General features: G+C 53.2%; 19 protein-coding genes. 7 read left to right on the forward strand and 12 right to left on the reverse strand.

Annotation, left to right across the window (positions count from 1 at the left end):
- Positions 1-9 precede the first annotated feature (9 nt).
- On the forward strand, positions 10-753 hold the full coding sequence (locus ACO0U8_RS01495) for a DNA-binding transcriptional regulator YciT (protein ID WP_122095503.1): 744 nt from the start codon (positions 10-12) through the stop codon (positions 751-753).
- 12 nt (positions 754-765) lie between these two features.
- Here ACO0U8_RS01495 and araD read toward each other — a convergent pair whose 3' ends face one another.
- Entirely contained in the window at positions 766-1,461 is a 696-nt protein-coding gene (gene araD / locus ACO0U8_RS01500; RefSeq protein WP_056780654.1) for an L-ribulose-5-phosphate 4-epimerase, read from the reverse strand.
- A gap of 401 nt (positions 1,462-1,862) precedes the next feature.
- Here araD and osmB point away from each other — a divergent pair, with 401 nt between their 5' ends.
- Positions 1,863-2,081, forward strand: coding sequence for an osmotically-inducible lipoprotein OsmB (gene osmB / locus ACO0U8_RS01505; RefSeq protein WP_421670146.1), 219 nt, complete (start codon positions 1,863-1,865; stop codon positions 2,079-2,081).
- A gap of 70 nt (positions 2,082-2,151) precedes the next feature.
- Here the strand turns inward: osmB and yciH are convergent, their stop codons facing one another.
- Both yciH and pyrF read right to left on the reverse strand, forming a co-directional pair.
- A complete protein-coding gene (gene yciH / locus ACO0U8_RS01510; RefSeq protein ID WP_183846731.1) occupies positions 2,152-2,481 on the reverse strand; it encodes a stress response translation initiation inhibitor YciH in 330 nt (109 codons plus the stop codon).
- Between the two features lie 12 nt (positions 2,482-2,493).
- Complete coding sequence (pyrF, locus tag ACO0U8_RS01515; RefSeq protein WP_056780663.1) at positions 2,494-3,222, reverse strand: orotidine-5'-phosphate decarboxylase; 729 nt, start codon at positions 3,220-3,222, stop codon at positions 2,494-2,496.
- 191 nt (positions 3,223-3,413) lie between these two features.
- Here pyrF and ACO0U8_RS01520 point away from each other — a divergent pair, with 191 nt between their 5' ends.
- Positions 3,414-3,701 (forward strand): hypothetical protein, encoded by a 288-nt coding sequence (locus tag ACO0U8_RS01520; protein WP_056780668.1) that lies wholly within the window; start codon positions 3,414-3,416, stop codon positions 3,699-3,701.
- Positions 3,702-3,776: 75 nt separating this feature from the next.
- Here the strand turns inward: ACO0U8_RS01520 and lapB are convergent, their stop codons facing one another.
- From lapB to pgpB, 3 genes are all read right to left on the reverse strand, one after another.
- Positions 3,777-4,946, reverse strand: a complete 1,170-nt coding sequence (gene lapB / locus ACO0U8_RS01525; protein WP_421670147.1) for a lipopolysaccharide assembly protein LapB — start codon at positions 4,944-4,946, stop codon at positions 3,777-3,779.
- Positions 4,947-4,952: 6 nt separating this feature from the next.
- Complete coding sequence (locus ACO0U8_RS01530) at positions 4,953-5,264, reverse strand: LapA family protein (RefSeq protein ID WP_056781019.1); 312 nt, start codon at positions 5,262-5,264, stop codon at positions 4,953-4,955.
- Positions 5,265-5,529: 265 nt separating this feature from the next.
- On the reverse strand, positions 5,530-6,285 hold the full coding sequence (pgpB, locus tag ACO0U8_RS01535) for a phosphatidylglycerophosphatase B (RefSeq protein ID WP_136375330.1): 756 nt from the start codon (positions 6,283-6,285) through the stop codon (positions 5,530-5,532).
- A 297-nt stretch (positions 6,286-6,582) separates the two neighbouring features.
- Between pgpB and ribA the strand changes: the two genes are divergently transcribed.
- Entirely contained in the window at positions 6,583-7,188 is a 606-nt protein-coding gene (gene ribA / locus ACO0U8_RS01540; RefSeq protein WP_056780679.1) for a GTP cyclohydrolase II, read from the forward strand.
- 81 nt (positions 7,189-7,269) lie between these two features.
- Here ribA and acnA read toward each other — a convergent pair whose 3' ends face one another.
- The 3 genes from acnA to topA all read right to left on the reverse strand — a co-directional run bounded on the left by acnA (position 7,270) and on the right by topA (position 14,072).
- On the reverse strand, positions 7,270-9,945 hold the full coding sequence (gene acnA / locus ACO0U8_RS01545) for an aconitate hydratase AcnA (RefSeq protein WP_421670148.1): 2,676 nt from the start codon (positions 9,943-9,945) through the stop codon (positions 7,270-7,272).
- A gap of 191 nt (positions 9,946-10,136) precedes the next feature.
- Positions 10,137-11,111 carry an HTH-type transcriptional regulator CysB gene (gene cysB, locus ACO0U8_RS01550; RefSeq protein ID WP_056780687.1) on the reverse strand — a complete coding sequence of 325 codons (975 nt, stop codon included), beginning with the start codon at positions 11,109-11,111 and terminating at the stop codon, positions 10,137-10,139.
- A 363-nt stretch (positions 11,112-11,474) separates the two neighbouring features.
- Positions 11,475-14,072, reverse strand: a complete 2,598-nt coding sequence (gene topA, locus ACO0U8_RS01555) for a type I DNA topoisomerase (protein ID WP_122095507.1) — start codon at positions 14,070-14,072, stop codon at positions 11,475-11,477.
- Between the two features lie 461 nt (positions 14,073-14,533).
- Here topA and ACO0U8_RS01560 point away from each other — a divergent pair, with 461 nt between their 5' ends.
- Positions 14,534-14,785: a YciN family protein gene (locus ACO0U8_RS01560; protein WP_056780695.1), complete on the forward strand. Its 252-nt coding sequence runs from the start codon at positions 14,534-14,536 to the stop codon at positions 14,783-14,785.
- Positions 14,786-14,878: 93 nt separating this feature from the next.
- On the opposite strand, the gene sohB is transcribed toward ACO0U8_RS01560, so the two are convergent.
- Complete coding sequence (gene sohB, locus ACO0U8_RS01565; protein WP_056780698.1) at positions 14,879-15,922, reverse strand: protease SohB; 1,044 nt, start codon at positions 15,920-15,922, stop codon at positions 14,879-14,881.
- Between the two features lie 358 nt (positions 15,923-16,280).
- Between sohB and ACO0U8_RS01570 the strand changes: the two genes are divergently transcribed.
- Together ACO0U8_RS01570 and cobO are read left to right on the forward strand one after the other, a co-directional pair.
- A complete protein-coding gene (locus ACO0U8_RS01570) occupies positions 16,281-17,042 on the forward strand; it encodes a YciK family oxidoreductase (RefSeq protein ID WP_056780701.1) in 762 nt (253 codons plus the stop codon).
- Between the two features lie 38 nt (positions 17,043-17,080).
- Positions 17,081-17,671, forward strand: coding sequence for a cob(I)yrinic acid a,c-diamide adenosyltransferase (gene cobO / locus ACO0U8_RS01575; protein ID WP_056780705.1), 591 nt, complete (start codon positions 17,081-17,083; stop codon positions 17,669-17,671).
- Between the two features lie 98 nt (positions 17,672-17,769).
- Here the strand turns inward: cobO and rluB are convergent, their stop codons facing one another.
- The gene (gene rluB, locus ACO0U8_RS01580) at positions 17,770-18,660 is read right to left on the reverse strand and encodes a 23S rRNA pseudouridine(2605) synthase RluB (protein ID WP_183848129.1); all 891 of its coding nucleotides are present in this window, start codon (positions 18,658-18,660) and stop codon (positions 17,770-17,772) included.
- Positions 18,661-19,374: 714 nt separating this feature from the next.
- Entirely contained in the window at positions 19,375-19,995 is a 621-nt protein-coding gene (locus ACO0U8_RS01585) for an L-threonylcarbamoyladenylate synthase (RefSeq protein WP_056780712.1), read from the reverse strand.
- Positions 19,996-20,020: the final 25 nt, after the last annotated feature.

A 20,020-nucleotide genomic window follows, 5' to 3' on the forward strand; every position in this document is an offset into this window, starting at 1 on the left:
CGGGCGATTATGAACGACAGACAACAAGTTATTCTGCAATGGGTAAACGATAAACAGCGGATCAGCGTCAGTGAGTTGTCGGAGATTTGTCAGGTGTCGGAAGTGACCATCCGCCATGATCTGACCCAGCTGGAGCAGCGTGATTATCTGCGTCGTGCGCACGGCTTTGCCGTCGCCATTCAGACCGACGACGTGGATACCCGCATGATGTCGAATTTCGCCCAGAAACAAAAACTGGCCAGGTTCGCGGCATCGTTAATCCGCGACGGTGAAACGGTTTTTTTTGAAAGCGGCAGCAGCATTGCCTTGCTGGCACAGTACCTTTCCGACAAGAAGAATCTGACGGTGATCACCGTCAGCAGCTATGTGGCGTCACTGCTGAAAAGTATGCCGTGCGAGGTGGTGTTGCTCGGCGGTATGTATCAGAAAACCAGCCAGACGGTGGTCGGCCCGCTGACCAAAATGTGTCTGCAACAAACCAATTTCAGTAAGGCATTTGTCGGCATTGACGGGTTTACTGAGGCCACCGGATTTACCGGCAGAGATATGTTGCGGGCGGATATTGTCAATGCGGTGATAGCGAAAGGCGCTGAGAACATTGTGCTGACGGACTCGTCGAAGTTCGGCCAGATTAACCTCAATCCGCTCGGGCCGGTCAATGCCTTCAGCCGGGTGATCACAGACGACAAACTGCCGGAAGACTTTCAGCAACAGCTTGCGCTTTCAGGGGTAAAAGTCAGCCTGGTCGGCTGACTTCATCCTGTCTCACTGACCGTAATAGGCGTTCTTGCCGTGTTTGCGTAAATAATGTTTATCCAGTAACTGCGGCTGCATGTCTGGCAAGTGCGGCGTCAGCTGGCGGGAAAAGATGCCCATGTAGGCGATTTCTTCCAGCACGACCGCATTGTGCACCGCGTTATCTGCATCTTTCCCCCAGGTGAACGGCCCGTGAGAATGCACCAGCACGGCCGGGATATCAGCCGGTGACAGGTTGCGTTCGGCGAACGTTTTCACAATCACCTCTCCGGTTTCCCATTCGTAACGCCCGGCAATTTCTGCTTCGGTCATCAGGCGTGTGCAGGGAATATTGCCGTAAAAATAATCCGCGTGTGTGGTGCCCCATGCCGGAATATCAATGCCTGCCTGCGCCCAGATGGTGGCATGGCGCGAATGGGTATGCACGATGCCGCCCGCCTGCGGGAAGTTCAGGTATAACACCCGGTGGGTATCGGTATCGGATGAGGGCTTTTTATTGCCTTCAACCACTTTGCCGGATTCCAGCTCCACCACCACCATGTCATCCACACCCATGTTTTCGTATTCCACGCCGGACGGCTTGATGACCATCAGCCCCTGCTGGCGATCTACCGCGCTGACATTTCCCCAGGTGAAGGTCACCAGATGATGGCGAGGCAGTGCCAGGTTGGCTTCCAGTACCTGCTCTTTCAGTTGTTTCAGCATGTTGGTTCCCTCGTCTGTCGATGACCTATTGTCTGGGCGGCAGGAGGTGGCAGGTATGGGGGAAATCGCTAAAGAGTGCGTACAGTTCTGCTGCAAACACAAAAGTGCCCGCAGGGACAGATTTGGATGAAATCTCGCCGCCCTTTAGTCTTTTGTGCTCCGCTCACGCAGCACACTGGTGAATTAAGATTATTCACCTAGTGAATGAATGGTAATTTCACTATTTTAATTCAACGGATGCAAAAGTGCGTCCGGATGATACGAATTATGAATAAAGGTTCGGAACAGCCAGAGAATTTGTAAGTAGCGTGAAGGAATACAAGGTGAATTTCGGTGAGAACGCTGCAACTTACCTATACTTATAAATGATGCTGAACGTTAATCCTTTGAGGAAGATAACTATGATGCTCGTAAATAAACGCGTTGCCAGTATTGCACTGGTTGTGACTCTTGCGATGTCTGTTACCGCCTGCGGTAACTGGTCTAAACGTGACCGTAACACGGCGATTGGTGCCGGTGCCGGTGCACTGGGTGGTGCGGTTCTGACTGATGGCAGTACGTTAGGTACATTAGGTGGCGCAGCAGTCGGTGGTATTGTGGGTCATCAGGTTAGCAAATAAAAACAGAGTCAAAAAACAGAAAGAGGCTGCGCTGTTGACCGGCGCAGCATCTCATCACCTTCAGGGTTAATCAGCCGCCCGCCAGTTTGACTTTCATTCCCTTCGCTTCGAGCAATTGTTTGAGCAGGTCGCGTTTATCGCCCTGGATCTCAATCACACCGTCTTTCACTGAACCGCCACAGCCGCACTTCTTCTTCAATTCCGCCGCCAGTTTTTCCAGCGCTGCGTCATCGAGATCAACGCCGGTGATCAGGCACACGCCCTTCCCTTTACGGCCACTGGTCTGACGCTGAATGCGCACAATGCCATCGCCTTTCGGGCGAACGACTGCCGCTTTCGGTTCATCAATCCTGCCGCTGTCTGTTGAATAGACCAGGCGACTGTTGTTGTCGTTGTTCATATCAGCCTCTGCTTAACGCAATGAATCACGGATTTCACGCAGGGTCTGCGCCGGATCGGCGGATTGGGTGATCGGACGACCAATCACCATATAATCCACTCCGGCCGCCATCGCTTCCTGCGGCGTCATCACCCGGCGCTGATCGTCAGCTTTGCTGCCGGCAGGACGGATCCCCGGCGTGACCAGCTGGAATGCACTGCCCAGCGCGCTTTTAAAGCGCGTGGCTTCCTGCGCGGAACAGACCACGCCGTCCAGGCCGCAGTCACGGGTCAGGCGAGCCAGACGCTCTGCGTAATCCGCCGGAGAAAGGGTAATGCCTAAATCGGCCAGATCGCTGCCTTCCATGCTGGTCAGAACCGTCACGGCAATCAGCAGTGGCGCATCTTTACCAAAGGGGGCCAGCGCTTCTTTTGCCGCCGTCATCATGCGCGCGCCACCGCTGGCGTGCACATTGACCATCCATACGCCGAGATCGGCAGCCGCGGCCACCGCGTGGGCGGTGGTGTTAGGAATATCGTGGAATTTCAGATCCAGAAATACGTCGAATCCGCGCGACTGCAAATCTTTGACCATCTGCGGCCCGAAGTGAGTGAACATCTCTTTGCCGATTTTCAGACGGCAATCACGGGGATCGATTTTATCTGCAAAGGCGAGCGCCGCAGATTTATCGGCATAATCGAGGGCGACAACAATAGGTGAGGAATTTAAGTCGTTGTTGTTAATCTTATTTTCTGACTTCATGTCTTCAGCCTCTTGTGAGTTATCAAATCTGGAAGGGAAAGCTTAATTTCTGCCGCCCGCATTTTACATGGCAAGACGCTGAATTTACAGCTATGCCTAATGTGACACTTTTATTAAATTTTTGTTAATCACTAGACGATGTCACAAGGCTGGCTTAGCTTGTTACTTTTACACGAAGGAAAGGCAGAAAAATGAGTGAGATAACGACCCTGACCGTAAAAATTCCGGTGGAATTAAAAGAGCTGATCAAGAACGCAGCTGCAGACGCAGAACATTCACTCAGTGCAGAAGTCGCCGCACGTCTGGAGGCAAGTTTTAATCCGGAAGCGCATAAAGGGAAGAAAGCCGCGAAAGCGACCGAACATGACATTGATAATCAGCATCTGGCGGAAGAGTCTGAGCCGGCGCTGACGGCCAAAGAAATCAAGAAATTACGTACGCTGATCAGCGCCCGTAAAGCGAGCAGCAAGAAGAAGTAAATTCAGGTCTGACCGACATAAAAACGGGCAATAAGGTTATTGCCCGTTTAAAACCATTATGTTGCGTTTATATCGCTACTGCCCGTCCAGCCCGCGAATAGGTTTTATGGTTGCCCAGCCACGACACGACGGGCAATGCCAGTACAACGAATGCGCGGTAAAGCCGCATTTATGGCAACGGTAACGCGGCTTGGTGCGGATCTGTTCGCCGACCATATCCCGCAGTAATCCCAGACTTTCTTTCGCTCGCCCTTCTTCCGCATCCGCCAGATGGTAATCCATCAGATGGTGGAACACGCGCATGGTCGGGTGGCGCTGAAGCTGACGGTTGATGTAGTTCTGCGCCACTTCCCGCCCTTCTTCCTGATGAATGATTCCCGCCAACATCAGTTCAGCCGTGGCACCGGTATTTTCGTCCACACAGCGTTTGAGAAACTCCGCCCAGGCCAGCGTATCCTGTAAATTCTGATAGCACTCCTGCAGCATCGGCAGCGCTTCGCTGACCACTTCTTTGTCCTGCTCAAGCACCCGCTGTAACGCATCGGCGGCTTTGCGATAATCGCCCTGCGCCATCAGAATCCGGCCCTGCATGATCGACACGCGGGCGCAAAGTTTGTCGGCCTGGGCAGCTTTTTTCAGCAGGCCGGTGGCTTTATCAAAATCGTCCGACACCATTGCCTGCAAGGCCAGTTCGCACCAGAAATGCGCGATCTCTTTGCGACGGTTTTCTTTACCCAGTTTCACCAGACGTTCGGCCACATCGATGGCGTTCTGCCAGTCGCTGGTGGCCTGATGAATGATCAGGAGCTGCTCGAGCGCGAAAAGCTGGAAATCCTGCTCTTTCACCAGCTGGTTGAACATGTCCTCGGCGCGATCGTAAAAACCGGCGGTCATGTAGTCACGACCCAGTTGTTGCACAGCCAACAGACGTTGTTCGAACGTCAGCGAGGCGCTTTCCATCAGGGACTGGTGGATACGGATCGCGCGATCGACTTCGCCACGGGAGCGGAACAGGTTACCCAGAGTCAGGTGCGCTTCGACCGTACTGCTGTCCTCTTTCAACATTTCGAGGAACAGATCGACCGCTTTATCCTGCTGATTGGAAAGCAGGAAGTTAACCCCGGCAACGTATTCACGCGACAGGCGGTTAGCATTTTCCTGTTTGTCCTGCTGAGAACTTCTGCGCCCCATGTACCAGCCATAGGCGGCCGCAACGGGCAACAACAGAAACAGCAGCTCTAACATAAAGGATTATTCCTTGCTGACATCATAAGATGCTGCAGGCGGCGTCACGACAGCCACGGGTTCGATTTGCAGTTCCAGACGTTTGATTTTGCGCTGAGCACGGCCAAGTGAAAGGCGTACACGAAGGTAAAACAATCCGCAGATGACCCATCCCAGAATGAAACCGGTCGCAAACAGCACGGCGAGCAGCGTCGATACGCGATAGTCACCCTGCGCCAGCAAATAGTTGAAGGTCACAGTTTGATCGTTATGCGCGCCTAACGTGATGGAAATCACCACGATGACCAGTAAAAATAAAAAAATCAGCAGATATTTCACATTCATTCCTGTAATGCCGGGTGTACCGGATGAATTATGCCAAAAACTCTCGTCCCGACCTAATAAGTTAGCATTTCTGCACAAAGCTGGGAAACATTGCAGAGGGTTAAAAGAGTAACTGTCTGAAGATCGCACGACTTTTGCGATCGGCGACGTGAACCGGTGAAAACAACATATCAGTGATATGGGGACGATCTGCGTGAAATCAAAGGGGAACGGTAAAAGCCCCCCTCTTTTCAGAAACGCTGTGCGCGTGAGAACCGCCTCAGTCGCGCTCTGCGATGTCCTGATCTTCTGCCGGTGGCGGCGTCAGCGGACCGATGTAACGGTCCGTCAGCCAGCAGGCCAGCGTCACCAGCAGCCAGCTTATCCCCACCGAGGCAATCAAATCGCGCGGCCAGTGCATGCCCAGCATCAGCCGGCTGCCCATCACCACCACCGACCACACCATCAGCGCGGTCACCGTCTTGTAGTGTTTACGGCGCCACAATAGCCCGATACCCAGTAACGCCCAGGTAGCAGCAAACATGGTATGGCCGGACGGGAATGCGTAACCGGTATCTTTCTGCCAGCTTCTGTTCAGCCAGTGCGGGATCTGGACGTTATCGCCGAGCAGTTCTTTCACCTGCTGGCTGCGCGCCTTGCGTTTCAGACCGTAAAATTCTTCAACGTTCATCTGATGATCAGTGCCCAGCCAGGCAACGTAAGGGCGCGGCTCGCGCACTTCCTTTTTGATGTACGTCTTGGTGGACTGGCCGATCAGCAGCGCCACAGAAATCATCAGCACCAGCCCGATTGCCGCTTTGAGACGAAAACGCAGGCACCATAAAAACCAGCCGCACAGAATAACCGTGGTCAACACGCCCCAGGGCTGGCTGACGGTTTCGGTCACCCAGTAGAGCGGGAGTAGAATCGCCGGATTGCCGCCGGGTGTCCATAGCCAGCCACTGACCCACACCGCCGCTGGCATGATAAGCAGAAGAAGTGCCCCGAGGGCGGTGCGTTTGGCGATATCAAACATAGTCGTCCTTTCTGTTTTCGTAAAATGCGTAAAAGAGTAGAAGTGTAGCAATGTTGTAATTCTTGCACATTCCTTAAATCCGGGTTGTTGAGGTTACTGTTATAGTTCATAAGTTATGAACTATTTGTTCAAATATTCCCGTCAATGCGCAGGTCAAACTGTGGCAAAATGGTGCCCTGTTGTGAAGGAAAGGCACCGATTCCCTATCCTGACACCGCATCCGCACGTAGGATGCGCATCAATAAGTAAAATACTCACTGTAAATGAAGACAATTTGTGTTTTTTTTGGAGCGTAAAATGCAGCTGAAACGGGTGGCAGAAGCCAATCTGCCGACACCTTGGGGTGATTTCCTGATGGTGGGTTTTGAAGAATTGGCCACCGGGCATGACCACCTGGCGTTAGTTTTTGGTGACATCAGTGGTGAAACGCCCGTTCTGGCACGCGTTCACTCTGAATGCCTGACGGGCGATGCCCTCTTCAGCCTGCGCTGTGACTGCGGTTTTCAGCTCGAAGCAGCGTTAAACGACATCGCCGAAGAAGGTCGCGGCATTCTGATGTATCACCGTCAGGAAGGCCGTAACATCGGTTTGCTGAACAAAATCCGCGCTTACGCCCTGCAGGACAAAGGCTACGACACCGTCGAAGCCAACCACCAGCTCGGTTTTGCCGCCGATGAACGTGACTTCACGCTGTGCGCCGACATGTTCAAATTGCTGGGTGTTGATTCGGTCCGCCTGCTGACCAACAATCCGAAAAAAGTCGAAATTCTGACAGAAGCCGGGATCAACATCGTCGAACGCGTTCCGCTGGTTGTCGGGCGTAACCCGGAAAACGAGCGTTATTTATCGACCAAAGCAGCCAAAATGGGCCATCTGCTCGATAACGATCTGCGCCACAAGTAATTCTGACCGGCAAATATTAAGGGCACCTTATGAAGGTGCCCTTTTTTATGCAGAAAACGCAGTATTAACGCATTTTACCCATCACAACATTTTGCGGATCACGTAATGCAGAATGCCGCCGTTCTGGAAATAGGTCAGTTCGTTGCCGGTATCGATACGGCAGCGTGCGTTGATAGTTTGCGTCTGGCCGTCAGCGAACGCGATCTGCACCGGCACCTCCTGCCCCGGTTTCAGCGTTTGCAGCCCGCTGATGCTGATCTGCTCGTCGCCGGTCAGTTTCAGCGTTTTGCGCGTCACGCCCTGCGGGAACTCGAGCGGTAAAATGCCCATGCCGATAAGGTTCGAACGGTGGATCCGCTCAAAGGATTCGGCAATCACCACGCGCACGCCCAGCAGGCGCGGCCCCTTCGCTGCCCAGTCACGGCTGGAGCCGGAACCATACTCTTTGCCGGCAATCACCGCCGTCGGCACGCTTTCATGCTGATAGCGCATCGCTGCGTCGTAGATGGCCAGCTGTTCCTGCGACGGGATGTGGCGCGTATAACCGCCCTCCACGCCCGGCACCATTTCGTTGCGGATACGGATGTTGGCAAACGTTCCGCGCATCATCACTTCATGGTTACCGCGTCGGGAGCCGTACGAGTTAAAGGCTTTCGGTTCGACACCGTGGTTTTTCAGATACAGTCCCGCCGGGCTGTCGATTTTGATGTTCCCGGCCGGTGAGATGTGATCGGTGGTAACGGAGTCCGCCAGAATCGCCAGAATGCGCGCGTCTTTAATATCTTCCACTGCATCCGGTTCAGCCTTCATGTCACTGAAGAACGGCGGATGGCGGATATAGGTGGAGTCCTCCTGCCAGGTGTACGTTGGCGTCCCTTCGACCTGAATCGCCTGCCAGCTGGCGTCGCCGTTGAACACTTCGGCATACTCTTTGTGGAACATTTCCGTCGTGACCTGCCCGACGGCAAGTGCGATTTCCGCCGCCGTTGGCCAGATGTCTTTCAGATAAATCGGCTGACCCTGCTGATCTTCACCGAGCGGATCGGTCGTCAGATTGACGTTCATATTCCCGGCCAGCGCGTAAGCCACCACCAGCGGCGGCGATGCCAGCCAGTTAGTTTTGATCAGCGGATGGATACGCCCCTCAAAATTACGGTTACCCGACAGCACAGCCCCCACCGTTAAATCACCGCTTTTGATGGCGGATTCAACAGGTTCAGGCAGCGGGCCGGAGTTACCGATACAGGTGGTACAGCCATAACCCACCAGATTGAAGCGCAGTTTTTCCAGATACGGCATCAGCCCGGCGGCATTCAGATAATCGGTCACCACTTTAGAGCCCGGTGCCAGAGAAGTTTTCACCCAGGGTTTACTGGTCAGCCCTTTTTCAGCGGCATTTTTGGCCAGCAGCCCGGCCGCCATCAGTACGCTCGGGTTGGAGGTGTTGGTACAGGAGGTGATTGCCGCAATGACCACCGCGCCGGTGTCCAGCGAGTAATGCTGGCCATCAAGAGTGAAACTTTCTTTGTCAGTATGCCCCGGCTTGTTATTGCCCAGTTCCAGTTCAGTGGCGGCTTTGAAGGCTTTTGGCACATCCGGCAGCGCAACGCGGTCTTGCGGACGTTTCGGACCGGCCAGACTCGGCACGACATCGCCCATGTCCAGCGCCAGTGTGCTGGTGAACACAGGCTCATCACCGGCATTGCGCCATAAGCCCTGCGCTTGTGAATAGGCTTTCACCAGTTCGATTTGTTCATCGCTGCGGCCACTGAGTTTCATGTAACCGAGGGTGACGTCATCCACCGGGAAGAACCCGCAGGTTGCACCAAACTCAGGCGACATATTGGCAATGGTCGCGCGATCCGCCAGCGGCAGATCGGCCAGACCGTCGCCAAAGAATTCAACGAATTTACCCACCACGCCATGTTTACGTAGCATCTGCGTGACGGTTAACACCAGATCGGTGGCGGTAATCCCTTCGCGCAGTTTTCCCGTCAGCCTGAAGCCCACGACGTCCGGGATCAGCATGGAAACCGGCTGTCCGAGCATCGCCGCTTCAGCTTCAATACCGCCGCAACCCCAGCCCAGAATGCCCAGGCCGTTGATCATGGTGGTGTGGGAGTCTGTACCGACCAGCGTATCGGGATAAGCCACCGTTTTGCCATTCTGTTCTTCATGCCAGACGGTCTGACCGAGATACTCCAGATTGACCTGGTGACAAATACCGGTGCCCGGCGGCACCACACGGAAACGGTTAAAAGCTTTTTGCCCCCAGCGCAGGAACTGATAACGCTCGTTATTGCGCTCCATTTCCAGCCGGACGTTTTCATCAAACGCCTCTTCATCGCCAAACTCATCCACGGTGACCGAGTGGTCGATAACCAGATCGACCGGCGATAACGGATTCACCTGATCGACATTGCCACCGAGGCGTTTAACAGCCTGACGCATTGCGGCAAGATCCACCACGGCGGGTACCCCGGTGAAATCCTGCATCAGAACGCGTGCCGGACGGTAAGCAATTTCGCGATCGGCGTGGCCGGTTTTTTGCCATTCCACCAGCTGCAGCAAATCATTTTCCGTGACAGTGTCACCGTCAACGTGGCGCAGCAGATTTTCGAGCAGGACTTTAAGAGATTTAGGCAGGCGCTGAATATCACCCAGCGTTTTGGCGGCAAGTGGCAGACTGTAGTAGTGGAACTCCTTACCCTGGACTGCCAGCTTATCCAGACTTCTGTTACGAATATCGGACGACATAGCTTCTCCTTATGCTTCACAGCACCAGCTGGGCGAAAGAGGAATAACCCGCTGGCTTATAAGTGCATATATAAAGATAACACATATTATTGTTAACATTTTGATAACAGCTCAAACGGATCATCCGAAAAAAAAATCCCGCGTCATCAGAAGATGGCGCGGGACGTTTTACATCAGAAACAGTGGCGGAATTATTTCGTCGGTAATTTGATGTCTTTGAACATCTCTTCGATATCTTCATTCGAGCGCAGGGCAATCGCGGTATCCACCACGTCACGCGTCAGATGCGGTGCAAAGCGCTGGATGAAATCGTACATGTAGCTGCGCAGGAACGTGCTGCGGCGGAAACCGATTTTGGTGGTGCTGTAGGTGAAAATATCCCGCGCATCCACGGTCACCAGATCCGGATCCTGAACCGGATCGACCGCCATACTGGCGATCACGCCCACGCCCAACCCCAGCCGCACGTAGGTTTTGATCACGTCCGCATCAGTGGCGGTGAACACAATTTTTGGCGTCAGACCGGCGCGGTTAAACGCGGTATCGAGTTCCGAGCGACCGGTAAAACCGAAGGTATAAGTGACGATGGGATAGGCCGCCAGCTCTTCGATGGTGACCTTCTCTTTACCCGCCAGCGGATGATCGGGCTGAACCACCACCGCGCGGTTCCAGTGATAGCAAGGCAACATGATCAGATCGTCGTACAGGTGCAGCGCTTCGGTAGCAATGGCGAAATCCGCGTTGCCCTTTGAAACGGCCTCCGCGATTTGCGTCGGAGAGCCCTGATGCATATGCAGTGAAACGCGCGGGTAACGCTCGATAAAGCCTTTAATCACGTTCGGCAAGGCGTAGCGTGCCTGCGTGTGCGTGGTGGCGACATACAAGGATCCCTTGTCAGGATAGGTATGCTCACCGGCCACGGCCTTGATCGCATCAACTTTGGACAACACTTCGCGGGCGATACGGATGATTTCCTGCCCTGCCGGTGTGACCTGCGTCAGGTGTTTTCCGCTGCGGGAGAAGATCTGAATACCGAGCTCATCTTCCAGCATTCTGACTTGTTTGCTGATCCCTGGCTGCGACGTGTACAGGCCTTCTGCCGTCGAACTGACGTTCAGATTGTGATTAACAACCTCTACGATGTAGCGCAGTTGCTGCAATTTCATATCTCATACCACCCTGGTTTCAAACCCTGTCACCATCCCTGTTCGCCTGCCGGCTGAACAGACTGGAAATGATTTTTATTGAATGCCCGAAGTCTGTAAACGCGCCTTTTTATGAGGCAGACGCATTAGCTTATTACTATTGTGAATAAAAATAAATTTTATATAACAATTATATCAAGAATTAACACGTTGTATAGCCAGATAACATAAGGATTAACGCAGACAGCATAAGCCTGAGAAGAAAGTGGTCAGAAACCTGTCGATGATAGATCTGAATGCAATAAAAAAACCAGCCCGGAGGACTGGTTTTTCACAAAAGAGTAACAATGAGTTATCGCCTGACAGGCGGGCTAACGGCAATCATTACTTTTTGCCTTCCACCCATTTGCCGTCAACGAAGAACGCTGTCCAGCCAGTGGCTTTGCCGTCTTTTTCCGAAGACACGTACTGCTGCTTAGTTTTGCGGCTGAAACGTACCATCGATTTGTTGCCTTCCGGGTCAGCGACGGGCGCGTCCGCAAGATAACTCAGTTTCTCTGGCAAGCGATCTTTAAAGCGCTTCAGCTCTTCCACCAGCGGCGCACGGGTTTCGCGCGATTTCGGGAAAGTATTGGCCGCGAGGAACACACCGGCAGCGCCGTCACGCAGAACGAAGTAGGCGTCTGATTTCTCACACGGCAACTCAGGCAGCGGAACCGGATCTTCTTTCGGCGGTGCAACGTCACCGTTACGCAGGATCTTACGGGTGTTTTTGCACTCGTCATTGGTACAACCCATGTACTTGCCGAAACGTCCCATTTTCAGGTGCATTTCAGAACCACATTTCTCGCACTCAACGATCGGGCCGTCATAGCCCTTGATGCGGAATTCGCCCTGCTCGATTTCGTAACCGTCACATTCCGGGTTGTTACCGCAGACGTGCAGCTTACGCTGGTTGTCGATCAGGTAGCTGTCCATCGCAGTGCCACATTTGCCACAACGACGTTTCGCACGCAGCGCATTGGCCTCTGCCTCATCCCCTTCCAGCACGTTGAGCACTTCGGCATCCGCGATGAGGTTGATGGTGGTTTTGCAGCGTTCTTTCGGCGGCAATGCATAACCGGAACAGCCGAGGAACACCCCGGTGCTGGCGGTACGGATACCCATCGGGCGGCCACAGGTCGGGCACTCAATGCTGGTCAGGATCATCTGGTTCGGGCGCATACCGCCTTCTTCCGGATCCTTTTCTGCGGTTTCCAGTTGCTTGCTGAATTCGGTGAAGAATTCGTCGAGCACGGCTTTCCACTCAGCTTTGTTGTTGGCAACCTGATCCAGACCGTCTTCCATGCGCGCGGTGAAATCATAGTTCATCAGTTCGCGGAAGTTTTGCTCCAGACGATCTGTGACGATTTCACCCATTTTCTCAGCGTAGAAACGGCGGTTTTCAACGTGAACATAGCCGCGATCCTGGATGGTCGAAATGATCGACGCATAGGTAGACGGACGGCCAATGCCACGTTTTTCCAGCTCTTTAACCAGTGACGCTTCGCTGAAACGCGCAGGCGGCTTGGTGAAGTGCTGAGTGGGCAGCAGTTGTTGCAGATCGAGGTCGGTACCGACTTCAATAGCAGGCAGAATGCGGTCTTCGTCCCCTTTACGCAGCGCTGGCATGACTTTCGTCCAACCGTCGAAACGCAAAGTACGGCCTTTGGCGCGCAGGGAGTAATCGCCCGCTTTCACCGTCAGCGTGGAAGAATCGTATTGCGCCGGTGTCATCTGGCAGGCAACAAACTGACGCCAGATCAGCTGGTACAAACGCTGGGCATCGGCTTCCATGTCTTTCAGTTGTTCAGACACCACGGCCACGTCAGAAGGACGAATCGCTTCGTGCGCTTCCTGTGAATTCTCTTTGTTGCTGTACTGCAACGGCGCTTTCGGCAGGTATTTATCACCGAAATTCTCACCGATGTAGCCGCGAACCATTTCTACCGCATCCTGACTCAGGTTGGTGGAGTCGGTACGCATGTAGGTAATGTGACCGGCTTCATACAGACGCTGGGCCATCATCATGGTTTTCTTCACGCCAAAGCTCAGACGTGTGCTGGCAGCCTGTTGCAACGTGGAGGTAATAAAAGGTGCGCCCGGCTTACTGCTGGTCGGTTTGTCTTCACGATCGACGACCGTGTAGCGCGCTTTTTCAAGCAGCGAAACCGCAGCGTGAGTTTGTTCTTTATTAACCGGTTTAAACGGTTTGTCGAGATGATGCGTGACTTCCATTTGCAGCGCGGTATCTTTCTTCGCCAGCAAATCTGCATGCAATTCCCAATACTCTTCCGGCACGAACGCTTTAATTTCTTTTTCACGCTCGACCACCAGACGCACCGCCACGGACTGAACACGACCGGCGGATAAACCGCGGGCAATCTTCTTCCACAGCAGTGGCGACACCATGTAACCCACCACGCGGTCCATGAAACGACGCGCCTGCTGGGCATTAACACGATCAATATTCAGTTCGCCCGGTTCTTTAAAAGCGTTCTGAATCGCGTTCTTGGTAATTTCGTTAAAGACCACGCGGCTGAAACGTTTATCGTCACCGCCAATCACCTCCCGCAAATGCCAGGCAATCGCCTCTCCTTCGCGGTCAAGGTCGGTTGCGAGATAGATGTGGTCAGCTTTTTCGGCTAACGCTTTTAACTCGGCAACCACTTTTTCTTTGCCAGGAAGTATTTCGTATTGCGCTTCCCAGCCGTGATAAGGATCGACGCCCATGCGATTAACCAGCGCAGTTTTCTCATCCTTTTTTACTTTTTTCTTTGGCTTTTCTTCGGTTGAGACGGCGGTTTTTTTAGCAGCGGATCCACTGGTCGGTAAATCACGAATATGACCGACGCTGGACTTAACCACGTAGTCATTTCCTAAATATTTATTAATCGTTTTGGCTTTTGCCGGGGACTCAACTATTACGAGAGCTTTGCCCATAATTACCTTTACCTGAATGATTCTTCATCAGCTGAAGAAGTTTTTGTCTAGTTATGCCGCGGCACAATATCATGTCTTTTTTTATATTGCGGCAGTGAGTCAGAACGTCAACTCATTTCTTTCAAAGAACGAGCGATCTGACTTCCAGAGGTTCAAAACACTGATTCTGCGAGGGATTAACCAGACAGGGTTCAGCGGACTGTGCCTGTTTTCACGTCAAATAATGACCAAGCGTAAACAAAACATTCCACCTGAAGCCACAAAATCCCACACTCTACCTGATAAAAATCGCTGCGCAACCTAATTAACACCGAATCCCCCATTTCGATAAAGTGGTGAAACTTTTCCCCTGACTGCGCAAAACATGACCACTTACTTAAAGGATTAACCCCAGCAGATTTGCGGTTTTATCGTCAGCAGGATTACAATATCGTCAGAAATTATAGTGGGGAGTAAATAACATGCACGAAAATACATCGGCAATTAGTCGTGAAGCTTTACTGATCGAAGCGAATAAGGTTATCCGTGAACATGAAGATTACATGCAGGGAATGATCGCCACAGAGGTTGAGCAGAAAGGCAATGTGCTGGTTTTCCGCGGGGAATTCTTCATGGATGACGACGGTTTACCCACCCGAAAAACAACGGCCGTATTTAATATGTTTAAACATCTGGCACATCTGTTTTCAGAAAAATACCATCTCGAAAATTAAGTGAATGCCAACCGGGATTGGCTGAAGATTTACTGATAAAAAACAGTGATAAAAAAAGGGACTTTCGTCCCTTTTTCATTATTGAATGTTCGGTTACAGCAGCGGTTTCTGACTGCGCTGCAACCAGCGCAGGAACAGGCGGTCGGCGCTTTCTGCCGCGCTGCCGGTGAACCGGTCCATCATGCGTTTGCGGCGTGCGTAACGCACTGCAATCACCTCATGGTTTTTCATTTCAGCAATCAGCAAATCATCACTGGTTCCGATGGCATCAATCAGCCCCTTTTCACGCGCCTGTGTGCCAAACCAGTGCTCACCGGTCGCCACGGCATCAATGTCCAGTGAAGGGCGATTCTGGTGCACAAAATCTTTGAACAGCACATGCGTTTCGTTGAGGTCTTCACGGAATTTCTCGCGTCCTTCCTCGGTGTTTTCACCCAGCAGGGTCAGCGTCCGTTTGAATTCGCCAGCAGTATGCAATTCGATGTCGATATCATTCTTTTTCAGCAAGCGGTTGAAGTTAGGAATTTGCGCAACCACGCCGATGGAACCGATGATCGCAAAAGGTGCCGCGACAATACGATCGGCAACGCAGGCCATCATATAACCGCCGCTGGCCGCCACTTTGTCTACCGCCACCGTCAGGCGGATGCCGCTCTGGCGTAAACGCACTAACTGCGAGGCCGCCAGGCCGTACCCGTGGACCACACCGCCGGGACTTTCCAGACGTAACAACACTTCATCTTCCGGCGTGGCGACGGCCATCACCGCAGAAATTTCCTCACGCAGCGAGGTCACTTCATGGGCGTCCATACTGCCTTTGAAATCCAGCACATACAGGCAAGGTTTGCGTTTGCTCTCGCCGGTTTTCGCCTGCAATTTCTTCTGTCTGGCTTCTGCTTTATCCTTTTTCTTCAGCTCTTTTCCGCGCAGTTTTTGCTCTGCGGGATTAAGCCTTGCAGTGCGCATTTCACGCTGCATCTCGCGATATTGTTCACCCAGGTCTGTCAGCTGTAACTCACCTTTACCCTGAGATTTACGCTGACGAAGCCCGACCACCAGGACCACCAGTGCGCCGATGGCGATGACTACGGTGACGACTTTGGCTAAAAACAACCCATAAAGAGAAAGTAAATCCACTCAAACCGCCTTTTCAATGTGCAAATAAAACCGTGGTAATAAAGATGCTGAACATTCTAGACAATAGCTTAACCGGCGTCTTGCGGGAATGTGACATTGTCAGCCAGAGGTAAATACGGATGCGCGTCTGTTCCAATTTTGTTACAAAAGAGCTGTCTGTTTTTCGGTTAATCATTGAAACTCATGTTCATTTCAGGCATATAACCGGTGATCACACCTGAAACACACCCTAATTCCGCCGAAATGCCGGACCCTGGTTGAGCGCAATATCTCCCACTTCCGGCGTTTTGATTTTACAAATGACGCATGTGACGACGGCCATTTGCCTCCACATTCCGACCCGTTATGAGGACAGAACGTGCACTATCATCCGAAATCTGACTTACTCAATCACCGCATTATTCTGGTGACCGGCGCAGGCGACGGCATTGGCCGCGAAGCCGCCCTCACCTATGCCCGCTTCGGCGCTCAGGTGATTTTGCTTGGCCGTACCGAAAGTAAACTGGCCAGCGTTCAGCAGGAGATTGCGGCGAGAAATCTGCGCCCTGCTTTCATTTATGCTCTTGATTTGCTCACTGCCAGCCAGCAGGATTGCCAGCGCGTTGCGGATCAGATTGCACAGTGGGTACCGCATCTCGACGGTGTTCTGCATAACGCCGGGCTGCTCACCGAGATCACGCCGATGGCAGACATCGACCTGCAGGACTGGATGAACGTGATGCAGGTGAACGTGAACGCCACCTTCATGCTGACGCAGGCGCTGTTGCCGCTGTTGCTGAAATCGGCCAGCTCTTCACTGGTCTTCACCACCTCAAGCGTGGGGCGCGAAGGCCGCAGCGGCTGGGGCGCCTATGCCGTCTCGAAGTTTGCCACCGAAGGGATGATGCAGGTGCTGGCGGAAGAACATAAACACACCGGGCTGCGGGTCAACTGCATCAACCCCGGCGGCACGCGCACCAGTATGCGTGCCTCGGCGTTTCCGGATGAAAACAAGGATAAGCTCAAGACACCTGCCGATATTATGCCGCTGTATCTGTACCTGATGGGCGACGACAGCCGCCGTAAAACCGGCATGAGTTTTGATGCCCAGCCAGGCCGCAAAGCGGGCCCTGCCGAATAGCCGTGCCAGAATGCCCTGAAAATACAACGGAGCCTTTCATGACCGAAGATCGCCACAAGCAGCGCCAGCAAAAGTTAAAAGAACAGGTCGATGCACGCATTGACGCCGCGAAAGAACAGCGCGGAATTTTGATTGTTTTCACCGGCAACGGCAAAGGCAAAACCACGGCGGCTTTCGGCACCGTCACCCGCGCCGTCGGTCACGGGATGCGCGCTGCGGTCATACAGTTCATCAAAGGGGAATGGCCGAACGGTGAAAAAAACCTGCTCGAACCGCACGGGGTTGAGTTTCAGGTGATGTCGACCGGCTTTACCTGGGAAACTCAGAACAAAGAGACGGATACGCAGGCCTGTCAGGCCGTATGGCAGCATGGAAAGCGGATGCTTGCCGATGCCTCTTTAGATCTGGTAGTGCTTGATGAGCTGACGTACATGGTCAGTTTCGGCTATCTCGAATTGCAGGACGTGGTGGATGCCCTAAATGCGCGTCCGGCGCATCAGACAGTCATCATCACCGGCCGGGGCTGCCATCGCGATTTGCTGGAAATGGCCGACACCGTCAGCGAACTGCGCCCGGTGAAACATGCTTTTGATGCCGGAATTATGGCGCAACAGGGAATCGACTGGTAACAGGCGTATTCGTCAGTTCCCTGAATGGAGATCAAAAAAAACCGCAGTCGGTGACTGCGGTTCTTCAGCGGATTCGAAACAATATCGCTAAGTTGCGATTAGCCTCTTTTCGCCGGGGCACTGCGACGTGCAGGAGCCACCTGAGTGTGGCGCTTAACGGCGCGACGGATCTGGTTAGCTTTCACACGGCGGCGGTCACGTTCTACCGGCATTTTGCTGACGGTTTCTTCGTTCATTTCTACCAGCGTGCGCAGGTAGTTGATGTCCGGAAGATCCAGCTCTTTATAGCCGCCGCGAGGCAGGCCTTTTGGCAGATTCAGATCACCGTAACGAACGCGGATCAGACGGCTGACCTGAACGCCAACAGCTTCCCACAGGCGACGCACTTCACGGTTACGGCCTTCGGTCAGGGTCACGTTGTACCACTGGTTAAGACCTTCGCCACCCTGGAATTTGATGGAGCGGAAAGCGGCAGGGCCGTCTTCCAGCTGCACGCCACGGCTCAGCTGTTTGATTTTTTCATCATCAATCTGACCGAATACGCGCACCGCATACTCACGTTCAACTTCACGGCTGGGGTGCATCAGGCGGTTTGCCAGTTCACCGTCGGTCGTGAACAGCAGCAAGCCCGAGGTGTTGACATCAAGACGGCCTACGGCAATCCAGCGCGAACCGCGCATTTTTGGCAGACGGTCGAAGACGGTCGGGCGGCCTTCAGGATCACTGCGGGTACACAACTCGCCTTCCGGCTTGTAGTACGCCAGTACGCGGCACACGGTGTCCTGGGACTCCATCACTGACAGCACGTGGCCGTCGAGACGGATTTTTGTGCCGCCGGTGACTTCAACGCGGTCGCCGAGCGTAGAGATTTTACCGTCGACGCTGACGCGCCCGGCCTGGATCATCGCTTCCACTTCACGACGCGAACCGTGGCCCGCACGTGCCAGCACTTTTTGCAGCTTTTCGCTTTGCCCTTCGGTGCTGTCCAGCGCATTTTTCGGCTTCTGGTACTTCACTTCGTCTTCGTCACCGGTTTCATCAAACAGCGTTTCAGCTTTTGGCTTGCCGGCGCGTGGTTTCACCGCACGAGGTTTTTCGCCGCGTGGATTTTCAGGACGTGTCTTGCCGCGACCTGGTTTTTCGATGCGGGAATCAGAACGTGAATCGCTGCGACCGGCATCAGAACGTGGTTTGTCTGAACGCGGTTTGTCGCTGCGGGGTTTATCACTGTTAGGTTTATCGCTACGTGGCTTGTCTGAACGTGGCTTTTCGCCGCGTTTTTCAGCACGTGACAGTTCAGGACGGGCTTTCGCTGCACCGGAGTTTCTGCCGCTTTTCGGCTTATCACCTGGTGAACGTGCCGGTTTGGATCTGTCACTGGAGTGTTTCTGGGAATTATACTTCTCGCTCATTGAGCAGCCTCATTTGTCGCCTTCACAGGCGTCGGGGGGAGCGGCCAGCACGATGTGAACATCGCCTGCCCGTCAAAATTCAGTTTGGGAGATAAGCGGACTGTCGCGGAAACTTCATTTCTGCACGGGATCACTCGACACATGCACAGATAAAACACATCGCCAGACAGCATTACTTATCAATACAATGACTTACAAAAAGTCAGCCCGCCATTATACACAATTATCTGCAATTTGTATGCTTCGGGGGCTGTCAGGGTGATTATTTTTTAGCCAGTAGCGCGTAAATGCTTAGCGGAAAGGCGTCGGATCGCCTGCCCCTTCGCGAACCACTTCCGGAACCGACTCGGTCAGATCAATCACCGTGGTCGGTTGCTGGCCGATGGAACCGCCATCAATGACCAGATCCACCAGTTTGCCCAGCTGATCTTTGATGTCTTCCGGATCAGATTCCGCAAAATCATTGCCCGGCATCATCAGCGTGGTGGACATCAGCGGTTCGCCCAGCGCATCGAGCAAGGCGATGGCGATAGGATTGGAGGGCACGCGCAGACCGATGGTTTTGCGCTTTTCACTCATCAGACGGCGCGGCACTTCTTTGGTCGCTTTCAGAATGAAGGTGTAGTTGCCCGGCGTGTTGTTTTTCATCAGGCGGAAAGCGCCGTTATCGACATAGGCATACGTCGAAAGCTCGGACAAATCGCGGCATACCAGTGTGAAATTGTGGTTGCTGTCTAACTGACGGATCCGGCAAATCCGCTCCATCGCATTTTTTTCTTCCAGACGACAACCCAGGGCGTAACCGGAATCGGTCGGATAAACAATGACCTGACCTTTACGCAGCAGCTCTACCGCCTGACTGATCAGGCGCGGCTGCGGATTTTCGGGGTGAATATAGAAATATTGACTCATTGGATCCTCTCACTCTTTATTCTTT

This window comes from Rahnella sp. EDr1-12 (genome assembly GCF_049206505.1).
Classification (GTDB): domain Bacteria; phylum Pseudomonadota; class Gammaproteobacteria; order Enterobacterales; family Enterobacteriaceae; genus Rahnella; species Rahnella rivi.

Coding starts and splice junctions, on each gene's coding strand:
- ACO0U8_RS01495 (WP_122095503.1), top strand. CDS start 10: ATGAACGACAGACAACAAGTTATTCTGCAATGGGTAAACGATAAACAG.
- araD (WP_056780654.1), bottom strand. CDS start 1,461: ATGCTGAAACAACTGAAAGAGCAGGTACTGGAAGCCAACCTGGCACTG.
- osmB (WP_421670146.1), top strand. CDS start 1,863: ATGATGCTCGTAAATAAACGCGTTGCCAGTATTGCACTGGTTGTGACT.
- yciH (WP_183846731.1), bottom strand. CDS start 2,481: ATGAACAACGACAACAACAGTCGCCTGGTCTATTCAACAGACAGCGGC.
- pyrF (WP_056780663.1), bottom strand. CDS start 3,222: ATGAAGTCAGAAAATAAGATTAACAACAACGACTTAAATTCCTCACCT.
- ACO0U8_RS01520 (WP_056780668.1), top strand. CDS start 3,414: ATGAGTGAGATAACGACCCTGACCGTAAAAATTCCGGTGGAATTAAAA.
- lapB (WP_421670147.1), bottom strand. CDS start 4,946: ATGTTAGAGCTGCTGTTTCTGTTGTTGCCCGTTGCGGCCGCCTATGGC.
- pgpB (WP_136375330.1), bottom strand. CDS start 6,285: ATGTTTGATATCGCCAAACGCACCGCCCTCGGGGCACTTCTTCTGCTT.
- ribA (WP_056780679.1), top strand. CDS start 6,583: ATGCAGCTGAAACGGGTGGCAGAAGCCAATCTGCCGACACCTTGGGGT.
- acnA (WP_421670148.1), bottom strand. CDS start 9,945: ATGTCGTCCGATATTCGTAACAGAAGTCTGGATAAGCTGGCAGTCCAG.
- cysB (WP_056780687.1), bottom strand. CDS start 11,111: ATGAAATTGCAGCAACTGCGCTACATCGTAGAGGTTGTTAATCACAAT.
- topA (WP_122095507.1), bottom strand. CDS start 14,072: ATGGGCAAAGCTCTCGTAATAGTTGAGTCCCCGGCAAAAGCCAAAACG.
- ACO0U8_RS01560 (WP_056780695.1), top strand. CDS start 14,534: ATGCACGAAAATACATCGGCAATTAGTCGTGAAGCTTTACTGATCGAA.
- cobO (WP_056780705.1), top strand. CDS start 17,081: ATGACCGAAGATCGCCACAAGCAGCGCCAGCAAAAGTTAAAAGAACAG.
- ACO0U8_RS01585 (WP_056780712.1), bottom strand. CDS start 19,995: ATGAGTCAATATTTCTATATTCACCCCGAAAATCCGCAGCCGCGCCTG.